This is a genomic window from Bradyrhizobium sp. ISRA430 (assembly GCF_029909975.1).
Classification (GTDB): Bacteria; Pseudomonadota; Alphaproteobacteria; order Rhizobiales; family Xanthobacteraceae; genus Bradyrhizobium.
Genome location: NZ_CP094516.1, coordinates 3,290,400 through 3,305,518 on the forward strand (window position 1 = coordinate 3,290,400; position 15,119 = coordinate 3,305,518).

A 15,119-nucleotide genomic window follows, 5' to 3' on the forward strand; every position below is an offset into this window, starting at 1 on the left:
ATCTCGCCGCGATCGTGCTCGCCCATCTGGCCTGTATGAGCCTAATCGTGTGGTCTCGCTCTAGCCGGCTCAGCATGTGCGACCAGCAGCCTTAAGAAAAAGATCAGGACAACATAAGGGACACATAAGGACTTTGGGCGCGCCGTCGCACTAGCCTACAGGCTGAGATTTCGCCGGTAACGCGATGCCTCGCTCACGGCGCGGCCGGACCACCGGGACTGGCTCTCCGGTTGCCCATGTTGCGCTTACGGGCTTACAATGGAACCTGCCCAGCGGCCGCAAGCGTGCGCAATGGGAAGGCGACCTTCGGGCTGGAGATCAGCGCCATGTCAGCCGCTCAGTATCTGCGTTATGATCCGTCCGTCGAACAAGTCCGGCCGGACGAAGCGGAAGCCGTCGCTGCGATCGTTGCCTCGATCAAGCGGACCAGCGACTTCACCAGCAGCAAAGACGGACACCGGACCCGGCAGCAGCACGCTAAAGGCGTCGGCTTTCTCCGGGGCGAGCTCATCGTCTACGACGATTTGCCGGATCATCTGCGCCAGGGCCTGTTCGAAAAGGCAGGCACCTATCCGATCATCGTCCGCCTCTCCACCGCATTCAACAAGAGCGATCGCGTTCGTTCACCGAGAGGGTTCGCCATCAAGGTCCTGGGCGTGAGCGGCCCGCGGGCGCTCGATGACGATCACTCGACGAACCAGGATATCCTGCTCGTCAATCACACCAGCTATTTCGCGGATACCAAGGCCTATCTCGACGGCGCACAGCGCAATTTCGAGCGCAGCCTGATCCTTCCGGATTTCCTGTTCAGAGCGGGCGGATTCTTCTCGCGTATCGCGGTCGCCTTGGCGGACAAAACGGGCATTCACATCCCGATGCTCTTAAGGGCACTCGGCGATCCCGGCAACAACATCCTCGGAGAAACCTTTCACACCGAAGGTGCGCTGCGCTTCGGCGACCATGTCGCAAGGCTCCGCGTCGTACCGATGTCGGAATCGCTTCGCAAGCTCACCGGTCAACCCTGCCACGATGGCGACGATGTCGTGCTCAAATCCGTCGTTTCCTTCTTCAGCGACAATTCGGCCGAGTATGAACTGCGTGCACAGCTCTGCACCGACCTGAAGCGAACGCCGATCGAGGACGCCTCGATCGATTGGCCGGAGGACGTCTCGCCGCCGCAAGCCCTCGGCAAGATCGCTCTCCCACGCCAGGCCGCCGACAGTCCCGCGCGTCGCCTCTATGCCGATGAGGTGCTGTCGTTCGATCCGTGGCGATGCTTGGCGGCGCATCGGCCGCTCGGGTCGATCATGCGGGTGCGCAGGGATGCCTACCGCATGTCCCGCGCGCTTCGACAGCAGCACAACCAAGGCATCGCCAAGCAGCCGCCCGGAGAGCCGCAACAGATCGCGGACTTGCCGGATTGAGCCCGATCACGTCCGTCCCGTGGTTTTGGTCCCGACGTCCCGGCTGGCGTCGAAAAGCGCCGCCGACAGCAACGGATCTCCCGGATCGAGCGACTGGGCCAGCGACGCGATCACCCGGCCGGCGCGGTCTTGCCACTTGGCTGCCTTTTGCGCGTGCCCGAGGCTCTCATAGAGCACCGCGGACGTGCGGTAGGCGCGCCACGCAGCGTTCGGCAGCCTGCCACGACGGACGATCGAAATCGCCGCCGACAGATGGTCTCTGGCCGTCTGCGTGTCGTGCTTCAGCAGCGCAATTCTCGCCATCGCGTCGTGAGACAGCACGAGAAACGGCCGGTCGGGCGCAGCGCTCGTCACCGCATGAAGCTGGCTGGCCCAACTCTGGGCGCGATCCAGATCGCCGATCGCGATCCAGTAGTCGCAGCAGGTCAAGAGATACTGAGGAATGACCAGCGATTCCATCGGAACGTGGTCTACCTCCATTCGCCGCTCCAGGGCATCGAGATGCTGCCGCGCCACGGCTAAGTTGCGCATCCTGACGTGGGCGCGCGCGAGCAGGTTCCTGCCGACGAAGAAGGTGAACGGATTTGCCTCGATCATCGGGCCGAGCGCCTCCTCCCCGCGTCGCGCCGCGCTGCCATATTCCTCGGCCTCGGAATGCAGCCACCCGATCGTGAGCTGACATAGTGCGATGGCCTGCGGATTTGCATTCCGCTCCGAGATGGTCAATGTAGCGGCGACGCTCCTTTGCATCCGCCCCCATTCGCCGAGATAGATCTGCGCAAAGGCCTCGACGGATTCATAGAGCGCGAACAGGTAGACGTCGCCGAGCAGCCGCGCGAGCTCCTTCCCCCTGGTCGTCGCTTCGCAGCAGGCCGGGTAGTTCGATCGCAGGAACTCCAGCACCATCTCCATCGAGCAGCGCCGGAGCCGCATGCTCAGATCCTGCGAGTCCGTGATCAGCCTTGATGCGCGCTCGGAAAGCTCCGCATTCTCGCGGTCCCAGCCGCGCAGCATCAGCTTCAAATTGGCGAAGTTGCCCTGGACCAGCGCGCCGAACGCGGCGTCGTCAATCGCACGGCTCTTCGCCAGGGCCTGTTCGGCGAACGGTAGGCTCTGGCGCCGGTCGACGTAAAGACAGAACCTGCTGAGATCGACCAGCGCGTTCACCTCTTCACGCACGAGTCCGTTCTCCGCCGCGTGTGCGACCACCGCGCCGAGGTCCTGGAGCGAATTCAGGAAATCGCCACCGGCGCGCCAGGCCCACGCTCGCTGGAGCAGCAGCTTCAGACGCGTCGCCACCTGAAATTCGGGCGGCAGATGCGGCACCAGCTCCAAGGCCCGAGACAAATAGTTCGCGGCCTCGCGCGTGCTGAACCGCCGCGCCGAGCCCTCGGCAGCCATTCCCAGATACTGCATCGCCTTGGGGAAATCGCGGCCCAATTCGAAGTGGCGCGCGAGCACGGCAGCGATCTCCCGCGCCTGCGGCCCATATCCCCGTTCGAGGCCTGCCCCGAGGCTCGCATGGGTTTTGGTGCGGCGCGCGGGCGCAAGCCGCTGATACAGCGTCTCCTGGTAAAGCGCGTGCTGGAAGGCATAACGCCCGGAGACCTCTCCGTTCGGCCATTCGGTGATGCCATCGACGACGATGATGCGGCCGGCCCGCGCGAGGTCCTCGCACATTTGCTCGACCTCCAGCACGGGGCGGTCCAGCACGCCGGAAACCTGGAGCGCTGAAAACTCCGCACCCGCCGCGCTTGCGACCTCGAGCAGACTGCGCTCCTCCGCCGTGAGGTGATCGATCTGCTGCGTGATCATGCCTTCCAGATCACGCGGCATGCTGTCGTGCAAGGCGGCCTCTTCGCGGACCAGCCGCCATCCTGCGTCGTCCTCGACGAGCGCACCTTGCGCCACGAGATGATCGACGAGCGACGTTACGAACAACGGCTGTCCGCCGGTCCGCGCGAAAATGCGCTCGACAAGGTCCCTGGCAAAATCGGTAGAGTTGAAGCGCAAGGCAAGATAGCGCTCGACGTCGACGCCGGTCAGCCGATCGAGCGCGAGCTCGGCGGCGTGCCCGTGAATCCGCAAGTCCTGGTGAACGGCACGGACGGGATGCCCGCCGACCGCGACTTCCATGGGCCGATAGGTCGCCAGGACAAGGATCGCCGCCTTCCGATCCCGGCGCGCGAGCCGCGAAAGCACGTCGACGGTTGCGAAATCGCTCCAATGCAGGTCTTCGAGAATGATCACCCATGGGCGCACGGCGGCGAGGCTTTCCATGAGATCGGCGAATTCGCGCAGCATGCGCTCGCGCGTTGCGCCAAAGACTTCGTGCTGGAAGGCGGCGCGATCTGCTTCGCCGAGGAATCCGGGCATCTGCGCGAGCCAGGTCGGCGCGTGGTCGCGTATGGACGCAAGCAACGACGCACCTTCAGTGCCGCGGCAGCGCTCGTTCAGCGCTTCGATGAGCGGCAGAAACGCCTCGTGGGTGCCAAACAGCTCGTTGCAGTTACAATGCAGCACGCCAAGTCCCTGCCGCTCGATCCTGTCGAGCGTCATTTGAACGAGTGTCGTTTTGCCGATTCCCGCCTCGCCGGTGATGAAGACGACCTGACGCTGCCCGGTCCGCGCGAGTTGCAACGCCTTGTCCAGCGTCTCGAGCGCGGCAGCACGCCCTACTCGCCATTGCCGGCGTCGATCGACGATCTGCTCGGCGGCGGAAGCCCCTTCCTCGACCACCTGTTCGACTGCAACCCGCTCGGCGGTCGTGACCGCTGCAATGAAGCGATAGCCGCGTCGCGTGACCGTCTCGATGTAGTTGGGAGACTGCCTGTCATCGCCGAGCGCCGAGCGCAGCGCGTTCATGGCGACGGCAAGGCTCGACTCGCTGACGTGCAGGTCGGACCAGACCGAATCGAGCAGCTCTTCCTTGGTGACGAGCTCGCCGGGGCGGCCGACCAGACAGCAAAGAACCTCGAACGGCTTCGGCGCCAGCGCGATCCGCTCCCGTCCTCGCCACAATAGCGCGTTCGCCCGATCGAGCCGAAATTCACCAAAGGCAAGCGCGTCCGTACGCATCGCTCCGACCTCCGGATGGTCCCCAATCTTAAGGGAAAGCTCAGCCAAATGTAAGGACGCGCTAAAGACCTGCTCCCCGCGCTGGCACTAGCATCGCGTGTGGTCATTTTGAGGGACGCCGGCAAGGCGCCGAACGGCCTTTCATCAAGCTGTCATTTCAGTCGGCGGGCGGTCGATGCCCGGATTTTTGGCAAGGAGTGGGCCATGAGCATTTTAAAACGCCAGGCGATTCCGCCTTTCGCATTCGTTATTCGCCATTACGACATCAAGGTCATGGTGGGCGTCGCCATCCTCAGCCGTATTTTCCTGATTGCGATCTATTTTGCGTCAGTTGGCCCCGGTCTGTCCGAAGCCGACCTCTCAACCGCGATCGCGCTGCCATGAGCTCCGGACCCGTGGAATGGTGCATCGATATTGCGATCATTGCCGCAATCTGCATCGGGATTTTCATGGGCGCGCATGCCCGCTTCACCGCGTCCGATCACGGATTCCGGCGCGCGCCTTCCGATCGGGCCACCTGCTTTCAGCGGTCCGCGACTAACGCGGACACCGGAGCGCTCCGCAAGGCGGGCACCCTATTTGACCCGGGTGCCTTGCCGGCGCGGTTCGATCACCAATAGGCGCGGTAATAGGGACGAGGATAGGCGCGCCAGGGCCGGGCGTAGCCGTAGTAATATGGACGGTAGGGGCGATAGCTGTAGTAGCGGCGGTAGCCGTAATAGCCGCCATAGGCCGGCGCGTAGCCATAGTAGGCCGGAGCGTAGCCATAATACGGGCCCGGATACCCGTAACCGCCGTAATACGGACCGCCATAATAGCCGTAAGGCGCGGTGCTGGCGGCGATGGCGCCGCCGATGATGGCGCCGGCCGCGAGGCCGCCGAGGCCCCATCCCCAGCCGCCGCGCCAATACACCTGCGTGGTGTCATTGCCGGCCACGGCCTTCATGGCTGCGACATTGGTCGGCATCGGCGCCGCCGATGCCTGCTCCAACTGACCGGCGATCACCGTGACCGCCAGAGAGCCGGCAATTGCCGTTTTCCAGATACTCATCGTCTTAACTCCCTGTTTGACGTTTCGCTTGGAAAAGGATGACCCGCGATGATCGGGCATCTTTGCGCTGAGTCAAAGCCTCGATTTCGCGTGCAGCGCACAAGACACCCACACTTGCCTGAATCGTGATCAGGCCTCGCCGCAGACGTCGCGCCTTTCCGAGCCTCGATCAACACCTCTGTTTCCGCGCGCGGACATGACACGGCTGCAACAGGGGGCCCGCAGCAAGAGGCCAAAGCATTAAGCTTCCCGCGCGGTCGCAACCAACGACTACCTTTCCGATTTACTATTCGTACCGCTACTATCGGTTCCAATGGCGCCGGGCCGACAGGCTCCTCGCGACAAAAGGCCTCGGCCCGCGCCAGACGTCAGTGGGAGGATGACATGAATGCCGTGGGAAATGAGCCGCTCGCCCGTCAGGCGCTGGCATTCGTCCTGGCCGGCGGACGGGGAAGCCGGCTGCTAGAGTTGACCGACCGGCGCGCCAAGCCCGCGGTCTATTTCGGCGGCAAGTCGCGCATCATCGATTTCACCCTGTCGAACGCAGTGAACTCCGGCATCCGCCGCATCGCGGTCGCGACCCAGTACAAGGCGCACAGCCTGATCCGGCATTTGCAGATGGGCTGGAACTTCTTCCGCCCCGAGCGCAACGAGAGTTTTGACATCCTCCCCGCAAGCCAGCGCGTCTCGGAGACCATGTGGTATGTCGGCACGGCCGACGCGGTCTACCAGAACATCGACATCATCGAGTCGCACAACGCCCGCTTCATCGTGGTGCTGGCCGGCGATCACATCTACAAGATGGATTACGAGGTGATGCTGCGCCAGCACGTCGAGAGCGGCGCCGACGTCACGGTCGGCTGCCTCGAAATGCCGCGCGCGGAATCTTCCGGCTTCGGCATCATGCATGTCGACGAGAACGGCTGGATCAAGTCGTTCCTCGAGAAGCCCGCCGATCCGCCACCGATGCCGGGCAAGCCGGACGTCTCGCTCGCCAGCATGGGCATCTACGTCTTCAACGCAAAATTCCTGTTCGACGAGCTCAAGCGCGACGCCGAGGATCCGAACTCGAACCACGATTTCGGCAAGGACATCATTCCCTACATCGTCAAGAACGGCCGCGCGATCGCGCATCAGTTCTCAACCTCCTGCGTCCGCTCCGGCAACGGTCGGGCCTACTGGCGCGATGCCGGTACGGTCGATGCCTATTGGGCCGCCAATATTGACCTCACCGACGTGGTGCCGGAGCTCGACCTGTTCGACCGCGCCTGGCCGATCTGGTCCTATGCCGAGATCACCCCGCCCGCCAAATTCGTCCACGACGAGGAGAGCCGGCGCGGCCAGGCCGTGAGCTCGCTGGTCTCGGGCGGTTGCATCATCTCAGGCGCGTCGCTGCGCCGCTCGCTGCTGTTCACCGGTGTGCGCGTCAATTCCTACGCCAATGTCGAGAACGCCGTTATCATGCCTTACGTGAATGTTGGCCGTGGCGCACGGCTGAAGAACGTCGTGATCGACCGCGGCGTCGAGATCCCCGAGGGGCTCGTCGTCGGCGAGGATTCGGAGTTCGACGCCAAGCGCTTCCGCACCACCGAGCAGGGCATCTCGCTCATCACCCAGCCGATGATCGACAGGCTCAATACATGACGCCTGTTCGCGTTCTCGCGGTCGCCTCTGAAGTCTACCCCATCGTCAAGACCGGCGGCCTCGCGGATGTCGCCGGCGCACTGCCGGTCGCGCTGAAGTCGCATGGCGTCGAGATGCGCACGCTGATGCCGGGCTATCCCGACGTGATGCGGATGCTCACGGGCGCGGAGGAAATCCGGCGCTGGCCGGACTATTTCGGCGGACCGGGCCGCCTGCTTGCAGCCTCCCGCGACGGGCTCGATCTGTTCGTGCTCGATGTGCCGCATCTCTACGAGCGGCCCGGTAACCCTTACGTCACGGCCGAGGGCGTCGACTGGCCGGACAACGGCGTGCGCTTCGCGGCGCTGTCGCGCATCGCCGCCGACATCGGCCACGGTCTCGTCCCGGCCTTCGTGCCCGACGTGGTGCACGCCCACGACTGGCAAGCCGGGCTCGCACCCGCCTATCTGCACTATGACAACCGGCCGCGGCCCGGCACCGTGATGACCATTCACAACATGGCCTATCAGGGCAAGTTCGACCGCGAGCTGATCGGCGCCATCGGCCTGCCCTGGGCGTCGTTCAACGTTCACGCCGTTGAATATTTCGGCGGCATCAGCTTCCTGAAAGCCGGCCTGCAATTCGCCGATCGCATCACCACGGTGTCGCCGACCTATGCGCATGAGATCCAGAGCGACGAGGGCGGCATGGGGCTCGGCGGTCTCTTGCGCGAACGCGCAAGCGTGCTGAGCGGCGTTCTCAACGGCATCGACACCTCGGTCTGGAATCCTGAGACTGATCCGCACATCGCCTATCGCTTCAGCGCGCAGGAGCTGGCATTTCGGGCCGCGAACAAGGCCGCGCTGCAGCAGCAGTTCAATCTGGATTCCGCTGCGGAGACGCCGTTGCTCGGCGTCATCAGCCGGCTGTCATGGCAGAAGGGTCTCGATCTTCTGCTCGAGGCGATCCCGACCATCCTCGGCGAAGGCATGCAGCTTGCGTTGCTCGGCAGCGGCGACCGCGACCTCCAGGATCGCTATCAGGCCGCCGCGCGCGCGAATCCGGGACGGATCGCGGTCGTGATCGGCTATGACGAGATCCTGGCGCATCTGATCCAGGCCGGTTCGGACGCGCTCATCGTGCCGTCACGGTTCGAGCCATGCGGCCTGACCCAGCTCTGCGCGTTGCGCTATGGCGCCGTGCCCATCGTCTCCCGTGTCGGCGGTCTTGAGGATACCATCGTCGATATCGGCGAGGCCGACGCATCCGGCCACGATGCCACCGGCTTCAAATTCGCACCCGTGACAGCGGACGCCCTCGCACGCGCGCTGCGCAAGGCCAATATCGCCTTCCATGACAAGCTGACGTGGCGACGGCTGCAACTGAGCGGCCTTTCCACCGACGTCTCATGGCGCAACCGGGCGGGCGACTATGCCGCGCTCTACCGCGATCTCATCGCCAAGCGACATCCGTGATGCATTTCAAACTGACGCATCACCACCGTCGAATCCGTGCTATAGAGCCGGCATGGAACCGCTCGCCATCAAGCTGCTTGGCTTTGCCGCCGCAACCTGCACCACCGTCGCCTATGCGCCGCAATTCATCAAAGTTTGGAAGACCCGCTCGGCCCGGGACATCTCACTCGGCATGTTCCTGGTGATGGTGCTGGGCTTGGCGCTTTGGCTCGTCTACGGCCTCCTCAGCGGCGACGCCCCGCTGGTCGCCGCGAATGCCATCACCATGCTGCTCGCCGGCGGCATATTGTTCATGAAGCTGAAATACGGTTAGTGCGGCCTCCTCGTTGCCCATCCTTCGAGACGTCCGCCATAGCGGGCTCCTCAGGACGAGGTCGCGATTCGCGGCGGAATCTTAGACCCTCATGGTGAGGAGCGCCGGCGCGTCTCCGGACCATGCTTTGCATCGCCAGGCGAACCATGAGGCCGAGGATTTTAGGACCACATGCGATAGCCTTCCCCGCAAGCGGGAGAGGGCGAAGATCATCCGAACACGTACGACGCCATCGCGACGCTTGCGACCTCGTCGAGGAGCAGACGCTGGCCGACGTCGCTGCCGGCGGCACCGGCCGCCACCATCAGCGGCAGCAAATGATCCTCGCGGGGATGGGCAAGCCGCGCACTCGGTGCGTTCTGCCAATCGACCAGCATGGCGTTGCGGCGCGCCGCATCGGGTTGGCTGATCGCATCATTCAGATAGGCTTCGAACTCGTACGAGACCGGTTTCGACTCCGGCCGCCCGAAGCCGCGCATGTTGTGATAGGTGAGCCCGCTGCCGATGATCAGAATGCCTGCGTCGCGCAGCGACGCGATCGCCTGCCCGACCCTGACATGTTCAGCCGCGTCATAGCCGGATTTCAGCGACAACAGCACGATCGGCATATCGGCGTTCGGATACATTAAGCCGAGCGGCACGAAGGTGCCGTGATCAAAACCCTGATTGGCATCTTCGCGGCAATCGAGGCCGGCGCGCGCGAGCAACGCCTTCACCTCGGCAGCGAGCTCGGGCTGGCCAGGCGCCGGATATTTCAGATGATAGGTGTGCTCGGGGAAACCGTAATAGTCATATACCATCGGTGGATGCGCGGACGTCGACACGGTGAACGCATCGGCCTCCCAATGGCCGGTGATGACGAGCACCGCCTTCGGCCTTGCCGGCAGAAGCTGCGGCAGGTGGCCGAACACCTCGGCGGTCTTCGCATATTGCACCCGCCTGTCCTCCATGAACGGCCAGGGGCCGCCGCCATGCGACAGGAAGAAGGTCGGAAATCGCATCATGGATGTCGGCTCGTCTGTTTGGCAACATGCGCGTGCGTTTGCCGCGCCACCGGCGGGGAGCATAGGCAAACCCGTATGGTTAGCAAGTCGTTAACGATTTGCCGCCCAAAATCCGTACCGTGGCCGAAGCACTCGGCCAGAAGACAAGCAGGACGGAAGATGAGGAAGTTTTCGCTGGGGGACGTCGTCAACAGTGACAAGGGCCGCCGCGGCGTGGTACGCGCAGCCTTCAAGTCGAAGGAAGGTCAGCAGTTCTATGCCGTCGAGAAAGACGGCGCGATGGACTACCTGGAGGAAGACCGCCTGACGCCGGCGCCCCGCGTCGAACTCGCGGCATAACTTCAAATCTCCTCTCAAATCTCTATCGCGTGATCCGGTCCAGCCGCTCCTGCCAGGGATCCTCGCCGCTCGTGATGCGATCATTCGTGATCAGCAGCAGACGGTCGCGACCCGCGGCCGAATCCCAATGCGGCAGGTCCGGGCCGTTGGGATCACCGGATCTGGCGAAGTTGATCCAGTAGGCGCGCAGGCGACGCGCGACCTCGCGGTCTTGCCGCGAGAAGATTCCCGCGCCCGGTACGCCTTCCACGCCGAAGATGAACTGCAGCTCGCGGCCGTGCCCCTCCTCGGAACTTCCGCGCCGGGCTTTGGGAATGTAGGCGAAGCGATAGCGGAAAGTCGGCGCGCCACTCGCGGCATGCAGGCGCGACAGCAATCTCACGGGCTCGGAGTAGACCTTGTCGGTGTAGAAGCGCGCCGCGAGGTCCGGCGGCTTGGCCACATCAGGATAGAGCTTGCGCAGCTCGTCGCTGCCGGTGCCCGAGGATGCAAGCTCATCTTTCACATCGCGCTCGCTGTCGAAACGCGTCTCGTCGTCGTTCGAGCCGATGATCAGGGGAATGCGGCTTTCATGGCCGGCCGCAAACCCCGCCGCGATATCTTCCGCCGCCAGGACTCCATCGGCGATCGGCGCAAAGCCGTGCGCAGATTTTGCGAGCAGGCGTTTTGCGGCGGCAAGCAGGCGTCCGGGCTCGATCGCGCGCGGATCGGTCTCCCTGCCATCCTGCCCGAGCGCGGTAACGAACCGTCGGCCCAGGGTCTCCGCCTCCTGCTGTGAGCGCAGGCGCGCACGGCCCGGCACTGATTGAAGAATGGCTCTCTGGAACAGATCGCGCGCCTCTCTGCACAGCATCAGAAGCGCGATCGATGTCGCGCCCGCGCCGGAGCCGAACAGGGTGACGTTGGCTGGATCACCGCCGAACGCCGCGATGTTGTCGTGGACCCAATGCAGCGCCGCGATCTGGTCCATCAGTCCAAAATTGCCGGAGCCACCTTCCGACAGCGCGGGATGAGTGAGCCAGCCGAGCGCGCCGAGGCGATAATTCACGGTCACAACGATGAGCCCGGCCTGCGCGAGCCTTGCACCGTCGAACAGCGGATCGTTGGCGGTGCCTGAGACGAACGCGCCGCCATGGATGAACACCATCACCGGCAGCGGGCCGTCGACCCCGAAGGGACGAAACACGTTGAGCGTGAGGCAATCCTCGCTCGCGCCCGGCAGCGACGGCTGCAGACAAGGCGCAGCGTAGTCGTAGGCGGTGCGCATCTCCGAGCTTTCCGCCGTTGCCTCCGGCGGACGCCAGCGCAGCGGGCCGACCGGCGGCGCGGCGTAGGCAAGTCCCTTGAAGGAGGCCACCTCGCCTTCCACGGCGCCAAGCATCTGTCCTTCGCGCGTCAGGGCAAACGGAAACTGGCCGACCGGCTGAGCCGCGGCGAGGCCGGCGCAGCACAGGATTGCGGAAGCCAGAGCGAGCGCAAGCAAGGACCGCATCTTCGGGAGATCTCGATGCGCGGAATGGTTCCCCGAGAAGTTACGTCCGCGGCGGGCAGCGAGGCAAGCCCGGCGCGATGTCGTGCCTAGTTGCTCTTGCCGGTGAGCTCCGCGAGTGCGCGCCGGGCGACGATGCCGAGTTCACCGAGCGTTGCGTGCCCGGATTGGGCTGCCTTGATCAGGTGCTCGGCGATGAATCTGCGACTGTCGTGATCGCCGCCATGCGGCAATTGGCGGCACGTCTCCTCCAGGACGACGTCCATATTGGCTTTGGTTCGCTCACTCAATTCTGTCATGGCGCTGATCAATACGCATGGGTAACGAAAAGCGCAGCATACACAGAAGCTATCCGCCTGATTAGTCCGGAAAATCACGCATATGGCGCTGTTATGCGCCGCGATGCGTGTGTCGCGACGACATTCGCGTTGCCACTGTAACGCCGCAAACGGCTACCGAAGATTGAATTTGTCCTGATGACAGGACGGGCCTGCGGCGATAGCCTGCCGGCAAAAGAAAACGCACGGGAGGAATGCTATGCCTGATGCAGTGGTCGCTGCACGTGCTCCTGACGCCGCGAGCGGAGCCATCCAGCAGGTCGATGTCGCCGTGGTCGGCGCCGGCTTTGCCGGCCTCTATCTCCTGCATCGCCTGCGCAAGGCCGGCTTCTCGACGGTCGCCCTGGAAGAGGCCGGCGATGTCGGCGGCACCTGGTACTGGAACCGCTATCCCGGCGCGCGCTGCGACATCCAGACCATCGACTACAGCTACACTTTCGATCCCGATCTCGAGACCGCCTGGACCTGGTCGGAGAAATACGCGACCCAGCCCGAGATCCTGCGCTATCTCGGCTTCGTCGCCGACCGTTACGATCTGCGCCGCGACATCCGCTTCAAGACCAAGGTCACGGAAGCCAAATGGGACGAAGCGACCGAGCGCTGGCACCTCACCACCGACGACGGCGCATCCGTCGCCTGCCGCTATTACATCATGGCGACCGGCTGCCTCTCGGCACCCAAGCCGCCGGAGATCGACGGCGTCAAGGATTTTCAGGGCGAGATCTATTTCACCGGGCGCTGGCCGCATGAGGGAGTCAACCTTGCCGGCAAGCGCGTTGCGGTGATCGGCACGGGCTCCTCCGGCATCCAGTCGATCCCACTGATCGCCGAACAGGCCGCGCATCTCACCGTGTTCCAGCGCACGCCGAATTTTGCGCTGCCCGCACATAACGGGCCGGCGCCGGTCGACCGCATGAGCCTGTTGCAAGGCGACCGTGCCGCCTATCGCGAGCAGGCGCGCCAATCGATGACGGGCGTACCCTATCCGCAGCAGATGGCCGTGAGCTGGCAATTGAGCGATGCAGAGCGTCGCGCGCGCTTTGAGGAGGCATGGAGCAAGGGCGATCTCGTCTACATCCTGACGCAGCTCTGGGCCGATCAGGGCGCCGACCTTGACGGCAACAACATCGTCTCGGACCTGATCCGCGAGAAGATCCGCGCCGCGGTCAAGGACCCCGAAACCGCCGCAGCGCTGACGCCGCACGATCATCCCTTCGGCGCAAAACGTCCCTGCCTCGACACCAATTACTACGCGACCTACAACCGGCCGAACGTCACGCTGGTCAATCTGCGCCAGGAGCCGATCAAGGCGATCAGCGCCAACGCCATCAGCACCGACAAGCGCAGCTTCGACGTCGACGTGATCGTATTCGCGACCGGCTTCGACGCCATGACCGGCGCGATCCGCGCGGTGCATCCGATCACCGGACGCAGCGGCAAGTCGCTGTCCGACGTCTGGGCACAGGGGCCGCAAACCTATCTCGGGCTGACGGTCGCGGGCTTCCCGAACTTCTTCATGATCACCGGGCCCGGCAGCCCGTCGGTGCTGTCGAACATGGCGGTGTCGATCGAGCAGCATGTCGACTGGGTGGTCGACCGGCTCGCCGCACTTCGCGACGCCGGCTTCTCCACCATCGAGGCCACCGAGACGGCGCAGGCCGGCTGGGGCCGGCATATGGCCGACTGTTCGATGCTGACGCTGCACCGGCTCGCCAACACCTGGTACACGGGCGCCAACGTGCCCGGCAAGGTACATGCGCTGATGCCCTATACCGGCGGCGTCGGCCCCTATCGCAGCATCTGCGACGAGGTCATCGGCCGCGGCATGCTCGGCTTCCGCCTCACCGGCCCGAACCTCGCCGCACAGTGCAATGACGGCGAGATCGTGCGCCTGCAACCGGACGTGCGGCTGGTGCTGAACCTGCTCACGCAGTTGAACCTGCCGCCGATCGAGTCGATGGGCGCGCTCGGCGCGCGCGCCTTCGTCAGCGAGTTCAACAAGAGCCGGCCTGCGGGCCGGCCGATCGGCGAAATCGTCGACGGCACCCTGCCCGGCAGCGACGGCCCGCTGCCCTATCGGCTGTATCGGCCGGCGACGCCCGGGCCGCATCCGATCGTGGTCTACTTCCATGGCGGCGGCTGGGTACTCGGCGACGAGCAATCCGACGATCCGTTCTGCCGCGACATGGTGCGGCGGACCGGCATGATCTTCGTCAGCGTCGACTATCGCCACGCGCCCGAGCATCGCTTCCCGGCCGCAGCCGAGGACGGTTATGCGGCTACGCGCTGGATTGCCGAGCACGCCGCCGAGCTCGGCGGCACGCCCGATCCCGTGCTGGTCGCGGGCTGGAGCGCCGGCGGCAACGTCGCCGCCGTCACCTGCCAGCTCGCGCGCGACCGGGGCGGCCCGGAGATCGCCGGCCAGCTCCTGGTGTGCCCGGTCACCGATTGCAGCTTCGACCGGCCGTCCTACAACGACAATGCGACCGGCTATTTCCTGACGCGGTCGCTGATGTACTGGTTCTGGGACCTCTACTGCTCGCCGGCAGACCGCACCGATCCGCGCGCCTCGCCGCTGCGCGGCAAGGTCGCAGGCCTGCCGCCGGCCTTCATCGTAACGTGCGAGTTCGATCCCCTGCGTGACGAGGGCATCGCCTATGCCGAGGCGCTCGCCGCCGCCGGCGTTCCGGTCGAGCAGCTCAAGGCGCGCGGCCATTTCCACTCGTCCTTCACGATGGTCGATGTGGTGATCACCGGCGTGCCCGGCCGCGTACAGATGGCCGAGGCGTTGCGGCGCTTCGCGGGACTTCCGCCGGAGGTACGACGCGGCGACGAGACCAGCAATGGTGAGGCCAGGCCGGGGCAGAGAATCGCGGCGGCAGCGAGCTAACCGGCGATGGCCCGCCGGGAACCATTTTCCGGCAGCCACGTTGGTAACTCGTGGCATTGAGATGCAGCGATAGGGTGTGTTGGCCCCGGCACGCA

General features: G+C 64.6%; 12 protein-coding genes. 7 read left to right on the forward strand and 5 right to left on the reverse strand.

The window, feature by feature from the left end; all coding sequences use genetic code 11:
* Positions 1-326 precede the first annotated feature (326 nt).
* Complete coding sequence (locus tag MTX21_RS15780; protein WP_280965702.1) at positions 327-1,424, forward strand: catalase family protein; 1,098 nt, start codon at positions 327-329, stop codon at positions 1,422-1,424.
* Between the two features lie 6 nt (positions 1,425-1,430).
* Here the strand turns inward: MTX21_RS15780 and MTX21_RS15785 are convergent, their stop codons facing one another.
* On the reverse strand, positions 1,431-4,502 hold the full coding sequence (locus MTX21_RS15785) for an AAA family ATPase (RefSeq protein WP_280965703.1): 3,072 nt from the start codon (positions 4,500-4,502) through the stop codon (positions 1,431-1,433).
* A 99-nt stretch (positions 4,503-4,601) separates the two neighbouring features.
* On the opposite strand from MTX21_RS15785, the gene MTX21_RS15790 reads away from it, so the two are divergent.
* Entirely contained in the window at positions 4,602-4,886 is a 285-nt protein-coding gene (locus tag MTX21_RS15790) for a hypothetical protein (RefSeq protein ID WP_280965704.1), read from the forward strand.
* A gap of 226 nt (positions 4,887-5,112) precedes the next feature.
* On the opposite strand, the gene MTX21_RS15795 is transcribed toward MTX21_RS15790, so the two are convergent.
* Positions 5,113-5,553 (reverse strand): hypothetical protein, encoded by a 441-nt coding sequence (locus tag MTX21_RS15795; protein WP_280965705.1) that lies wholly within the window; start codon positions 5,551-5,553, stop codon positions 5,113-5,115.
* Between the two features lie 384 nt (positions 5,554-5,937).
* Between MTX21_RS15795 and glgC the strand changes: the two genes are divergently transcribed.
* From glgC to MTX21_RS15810, 3 genes are read left to right on the forward strand one after another with little or no spacing between them, the layout of a single operon-like run.
* Positions 5,938-7,197 (forward strand): glucose-1-phosphate adenylyltransferase, encoded by a 1,260-nt coding sequence (gene glgC / locus MTX21_RS15800; protein WP_280965706.1) that lies wholly within the window; start codon positions 5,938-5,940, stop codon positions 7,195-7,197.
* Positions 7,194-8,651: a glycogen synthase GlgA gene (gene glgA, locus MTX21_RS15805; RefSeq protein ID WP_280965707.1), complete on the forward strand. Its 1,458-nt coding sequence runs from the start codon at positions 7,194-7,196 to the stop codon at positions 8,649-8,651. The genes glgC and glgA overlap by 4 nt, the downstream gene beginning before the upstream one ends.
* A 52-nt stretch (positions 8,652-8,703) precedes the next feature.
* Positions 8,704-8,964: a SemiSWEET transporter gene (locus MTX21_RS15810; protein ID WP_279375809.1), complete on the forward strand. Its 261-nt coding sequence runs from the start codon at positions 8,704-8,706 to the stop codon at positions 8,962-8,964.
* A gap of 209 nt (positions 8,965-9,173) precedes the next feature.
* On the opposite strand, the gene MTX21_RS15815 is transcribed toward MTX21_RS15810, so the two are convergent.
* A complete protein-coding gene (locus tag MTX21_RS15815) occupies positions 9,174-9,968 on the reverse strand; it encodes a class III extradiol ring-cleavage dioxygenase (RefSeq protein WP_280965708.1) in 795 nt (264 codons plus the stop codon).
* Positions 9,969-10,127: 159 nt separating this feature from the next.
* Between MTX21_RS15815 and MTX21_RS15820 the strand changes: the two genes are divergently transcribed.
* Positions 10,128-10,307 carry a hypothetical protein gene (locus MTX21_RS15820; protein WP_280965709.1) on the forward strand — a complete coding sequence of 60 codons (180 nt, stop codon included), beginning with the start codon at positions 10,128-10,130 and terminating at the stop codon, positions 10,305-10,307.
* Between the two features lie 22 nt (positions 10,308-10,329).
* Here the strand turns inward: MTX21_RS15820 and MTX21_RS15825 are convergent, their stop codons facing one another.
* Together MTX21_RS15825 and MTX21_RS15830 are read right to left on the reverse strand one after the other, a co-directional pair.
* Complete coding sequence (locus MTX21_RS15825; RefSeq protein WP_280965710.1) at positions 10,330-11,799, reverse strand: carboxylesterase family protein; 1,470 nt, start codon at positions 11,797-11,799, stop codon at positions 10,330-10,332.
* Positions 11,800-11,885: 86 nt separating this feature from the next.
* Positions 11,886-12,095 carry a hypothetical protein gene (locus MTX21_RS15830; protein ID WP_280965711.1) on the reverse strand — a complete coding sequence of 70 codons (210 nt, stop codon included), beginning with the start codon at positions 12,093-12,095 and terminating at the stop codon, positions 11,886-11,888.
* A 238-nt stretch (positions 12,096-12,333) separates the two neighbouring features.
* Between MTX21_RS15830 and MTX21_RS15835 the strand changes: the two genes are divergently transcribed.
* Positions 12,334-15,024, forward strand: a complete 2,691-nt coding sequence (locus tag MTX21_RS15835; RefSeq protein WP_280965712.1) for an alpha/beta hydrolase fold domain-containing protein — start codon at positions 12,334-12,336, stop codon at positions 15,022-15,024.
* Positions 15,025-15,119: the final 95 nt, after the last annotated feature.

Excerpts from the sequence above, each read along its gene's own strand:
- MTX21_RS15780 (WP_280965702.1), top strand. The coding sequence starts at position 327 with ATGTCAGCCGCTCAGTATCTGCGTTATGATCCGTCCGTCGAACAAGTC.
- MTX21_RS15785 (WP_280965703.1), bottom strand. The coding sequence starts at position 4,502 with ATGCGTACGGACGCGCTTGCCTTTGGTGAATTTCGGCTCGATCGGGCG.
- MTX21_RS15795 (WP_280965705.1), bottom strand. The coding sequence starts at position 5,553 with ATGAGTATCTGGAAAACGGCAATTGCCGGCTCTCTGGCGGTCACGGTG.
- glgC (WP_280965706.1), top strand. The coding sequence starts at position 5,938 with ATGAATGCCGTGGGAAATGAGCCGCTCGCCCGTCAGGCGCTGGCATTC.
- glgA (WP_280965707.1), top strand. The coding sequence starts at position 7,194 with ATGACGCCTGTTCGCGTTCTCGCGGTCGCCTCTGAAGTCTACCCCATC.
- MTX21_RS15810 (WP_279375809.1), top strand. The coding sequence starts at position 8,704 with ATGGAACCGCTCGCCATCAAGCTGCTTGGCTTTGCCGCCGCAACCTGC.
- MTX21_RS15815 (WP_280965708.1), bottom strand. The coding sequence starts at position 9,968 with ATGATGCGATTTCCGACCTTCTTCCTGTCGCATGGCGGCGGCCCCTGG.
- MTX21_RS15820 (WP_280965709.1), top strand. The coding sequence starts at position 10,128 with ATGAGGAAGTTTTCGCTGGGGGACGTCGTCAACAGTGACAAGGGCCGC.
- MTX21_RS15825 (WP_280965710.1), bottom strand. The coding sequence starts at position 11,799 with ATGCGGTCCTTGCTTGCGCTCGCTCTGGCTTCCGCAATCCTGTGCTGC.
- MTX21_RS15830 (WP_280965711.1), bottom strand. The coding sequence starts at position 12,095 with ATGACAGAATTGAGTGAGCGAACCAAAGCCAATATGGACGTCGTCCTG.
- MTX21_RS15835 (WP_280965712.1), top strand. The coding sequence starts at position 12,334 with ATGCCTGATGCAGTGGTCGCTGCACGTGCTCCTGACGCCGCGAGCGGA.